Here is a 3,504-nt window from a genome sequence, read left to right as displayed (position 1 = left end):
GCTCGGCGGTTATCTGGCGATCGGGCTCTTCTGGGCCTACCGCCACGTCGACCATCTCGCCGACACCCACGGCTTGGACAAGCTGTTCTCCGTCCTCGGGGAGATCATCGCCTGGCCGGTGCTGATCATCGCCGACGTCGCCCTGCGCTGACCTACGCTTTGACGGTGCAGATCGAGGACATCACCCGCAGCCGCGCCGAGCACCTGGGCCCTGAGCGGCGTCGGCCCCAGGTGCTCGACGTCGCGCTGGACATCACCGCCGAACACGGGGTGGCCGGCGTGACGATCGCGGCCATCGCCGAGCGGATGGGGGTTACCCGGCCGGTGGTGTACGCCTGCTACGGCGGCCGAGGCGAGATCCTGGCCGCGCTGCTCGATCGGGAGACCGACGTGATGCTGACCCGGCTGCTGGCCGCGCTCCCGCCACGCGGGGCCGACGATGTCGAGGAGCGATTCGTCGCGGGTTTCCAGGTATTCCTCGCCGTCGTCCGCGAGCGTCCCACGTCCTGGCGGATCATCTTCGCCGCCGGCCAGGACCCGGTGCTGGCCGCCGCCGTCGCCCGCGGCCGGGCCCAACTCGCCGCCCGGGTGAGCGCGGTGATGCGCCCGCTGCTGCCGGCGGGTTCGGATGACACCGATCGCACCCTGACCGCGCTCACCGAGGTTTTCCTCTCGATCTGCGAAGGGGCGGCACGTCTGCTGCTCGGCACCGACCAACACTGGACACCGGCCGGTCTCGCCGAGATAATCGGCCGGGCCGCCTACCGGACATTCCAAATCGACTGACCGGGTGTATGCCAGAATGTTCGGCAGTCACCCACGAGCAGAGGAGTCGAAGTGGCCGGTACCGAGGTGGACCGTAACACCAGCGCCGAGGTGCCGTCCGCGGCATGGGGCTGGAGCCGGATCAACCACCGGACCTGGCACATCACCGGGCTGGGGATCTTCGCGTTTCTGCTGTTGATGCTGCGCGGCAACCACGTCGGCCACGTCGAGGACATCTTCCTGATCGGGTTCGCTGCGCTGGTGCTGTTCGTGGTCGTTCGCGACGTGCGGGGCCGCCGGCGCGGCTCGCTGCGCTAACTACCGGCCTCCGGCCGCCAGCCGGCCGCAGGCCGCGCCCAATTCGCCCGCGCTCCCGCTACCGGCCTCCGGCCGCCAGCCGGCCGCAGGCCGTGCCCAATTCGCCCGCGCTCCCGCTACCGGCCTCCGGCCGCCAGCTGGCCGCAGGCGGCTGCAATCTCTCGCCCGCGGGTGTCCCGGACCGTGCAGGACACCCCCTGCCCGCGGACCCGGCGGACGAACTCCCGCTCGACCGGTTTGGGACTTGCGTCCCAGTCGCTGTCCGGCGTCGGGTTCAGCGGGATCAGGTTGACGTGCACCAACGCCCCGAGCTTGCGGTGCAGCAACGCGCCGAGCAGGTCGGCCCGCCACGGCTGGTCGTTGACGTCGCGGATCAGCGCGTACTCGATCGAGACCCGCCGCCCGGTGGTGTCGGCGTAGTAGCGCGCGGCGTCCAGCGCCTCGGCGACCTTCCACCGGTTGTTCACCGGGACCAGCGTGTCACGCAACTCGTCGTCGGGGGTGTGCAGCGACAGCGCCAGCGTCACCCCCAGCTGCTCGTCGGCGAGCTTGCGGATCGCCGGGGCCAGGCCGACGGTCGAGACGGTCACCGCCCGGGCTGAGATACCGAATCCGTCCGGCGCCGGTGCGGTGATCCGGCGCACCGCGTCGACCACCCGCACATAGTTGGCCAGCGGCTCGCCCATCCCCATGAACACCACGTTGGACAGCCGGCCCCCGGAGCCGGCGGGGCCGCGGTCCCGTAGCTCGACGGCCGCGGCCCGCACCTGTTCGACGATTTCGGCGGTGGACAGGTTGCGGGTCAGGCCCTGCTGCCCGGTGGCGCAGAACGGGCAGGCCATCCCGCAGCCCGCCTGCGAGGAGATGCACACCGTGTTGCGTTTCGGGTAACGCATCAGCACCGACTCGAAGCTGGTGTGATCCCGCGCCCGCCACAGCGTCTTGCGGGTCTGACCGGCGTCGCATTCGATCTCGCCGGCCGCGGTCAGCAGCGCCGGGAACAGGGCATCGGCCACCGATCCGCGCACCGCGGCCGGCAGATCGGTCATCTGCTGCGGGTCGTTGATCAGCCGGCCGTAGTACTGGTGGGCCAGCTGGTTGGCGCGGAACGACGGCAGTCCGAGCTCGGCGACCGCCGCCACCCGACCGGCCGCGTCGAGGTCGGCCAGATGCCGCGGCGGCAGGGCCCGGCGCGGCGCGGAGAACACCAGCTGTGGTTTCACGATTGGTTCCCAGTATGACCGGCGCACGACGCCCGGGCTGACCTCAGAGCAGCGCGGTCAGCACGATCCAGGTCACCGTGGCCGCCGGCAGCAGCCCGTCCAGCCGGTCCATCATCCCGCCGTGGCCGGGCAGCGAGCGGCCCATGTCCTTGATGCCGAGGTCGCGTTTGATCTGCGATTCGACCAGGTCGCCGAAGATTCCGGTGAGCACCAGCAGCAAGCCCAGCGGCAGCCCGACCCACCACGCCTCGTGCAGGAAGACCAACACCGCCACCACGCCGCCGGTGAGCCCGAGCGCCAGCGAGCCGGCCAGCCCCTCCCAGGATTTCTTCGGGCTGATCGCCGGAACCATCGGGTGTCTGCCGAACAGCACCCCGGCCGCGTAGCCGCCGACGTCGGAGAGCACCACGGTGAACAGCAGGCAGAACGCCCACCCGTTGCGCAGCTGCGCGTGCAGCCCGCCGGTCTCACAGACCAGCAGCACCCCGAAGGCCATGAACAGCGGGATCCAGACGGCGATCATCAGGGTGGCCGACATGTCCCGCAGATAGTTCACCGGGGTGTGGGTCAGCCCCTGGTCGAGCAGCCGCCAGATCATGCAGACCACGACGGTGCCGCCGAATGCCGCCAGCACTCCGGTCACCCCGGACAGCCAGGCCAGCCAGGTCATCGCCTGCCCGCCGATCAGCAGCGGGACGAACGGCACGTCGTAGCCATCCTCGCGCAGCCGGCGCACCACCTCGTGGGTGGCGATCGGGGTGGCCACCGCCAGCTCCACCACCCACAGGAACGGCTTGAACACCAGGCTCAAGATCAGCATCGCGGCCAGCAACAGCCCGACGGTGATCGCCGCCGGAAGGTTGCGCCCGGCCCGCGACTCCGTGGCGCCGTTCTGGACCGCTACGCCTGTACCGTTGCCTGCCATGGGAATTCGTTGCCGATCGGTCGCCTAGACCTCCAGCAACTCACTTTCCTTGTGCTTGACCAGGTCGTCGATCTGGCTGGTGTACTGCTGCGTGGCCTTCTCCAGATCCTTCTCCGCGCGGCCGACCTCGTCCTCGCCGGCCTCGCCGTCCTTGCGGATCCGGTGCAGCTCCTCCATCGCCTTGCGGCGGATGTTGCGCACCGACACCCGGGCGTCCTCGCCTTTGGCCTTGGCCTGCTTGACCAGTTCCTTGCGCCGCTCCTCGGTCAGCTG

At 70.3% G+C, this 3,504-nt stretch carries 5 protein-coding genes; 2 read left to right on the top strand and 3 right to left on the bottom strand.

The window, feature by feature from the left end; translation table 11 throughout:
* The first annotated feature begins 165 nt into the window (after window positions 1-165).
* Together AC2VNT_RS03795 and AC2VNT_RS03790 are read left to right on the top strand one after the other, a co-directional pair.
* Entirely contained in the window at window positions 166-786 is a 621-nt protein-coding gene (locus AC2VNT_RS03795; protein WP_486945586.1) for a TetR/AcrR family transcriptional regulator, read from the top strand.
* Between the two features lie 51 nt (window positions 787-837).
* Window positions 838-1,083 (top strand): DUF2631 domain-containing protein, encoded by a 246-nt coding sequence (locus AC2VNT_RS03790; protein ID WP_486945585.1) that lies wholly within the window; start codon window positions 838-840, stop codon window positions 1,081-1,083.
* 116 nt (window positions 1,084-1,199) lie between these two features.
* Here the strand turns inward: AC2VNT_RS03790 and rlmN are convergent, their stop codons facing one another.
* From rlmN to AC2VNT_RS03775, 3 genes are all read right to left on the bottom strand, one after another.
* A complete protein-coding gene (gene rlmN, locus AC2VNT_RS03785) occupies window positions 1,200-2,306 on the bottom strand; it encodes a dual-specificity RNA methyltransferase RlmN (RefSeq protein WP_486945584.1) in 1,107 nt (368 codons plus the stop codon).
* Window positions 2,307-2,349: 43 nt separating this feature from the next.
* On the bottom strand, window positions 2,350-3,231 hold the full coding sequence (locus AC2VNT_RS03780) for a phosphatidate cytidylyltransferase (protein WP_486945583.1): 882 nt from the start codon (window positions 3,229-3,231) through the stop codon (window positions 2,350-2,352).
* Between the two features lie 24 nt (window positions 3,232-3,255).
* Window positions 3,256-3,504: ribosome-recycling factor (locus tag AC2VNT_RS03775; protein WP_486945582.1), on the bottom strand; the 249-nt coding region annotated here is incomplete at its 5' end.

It is taken from the genome of Mycobacterium sp. TH-M15, assembly GCF_057473705.1.
This window is presented reverse-complemented; position numbering and strand designations above follow the sequence as displayed.

What these genes read in the sequence shown, in the direction of transcription:
- AC2VNT_RS03780 (WP_486945583.1), bottom strand. Translation starts at nt 3,231, where the DNA reads ATGGCAGGCAACGGTACAGGCGTAGCGGTCCAGAACGGCGCCACGGAG.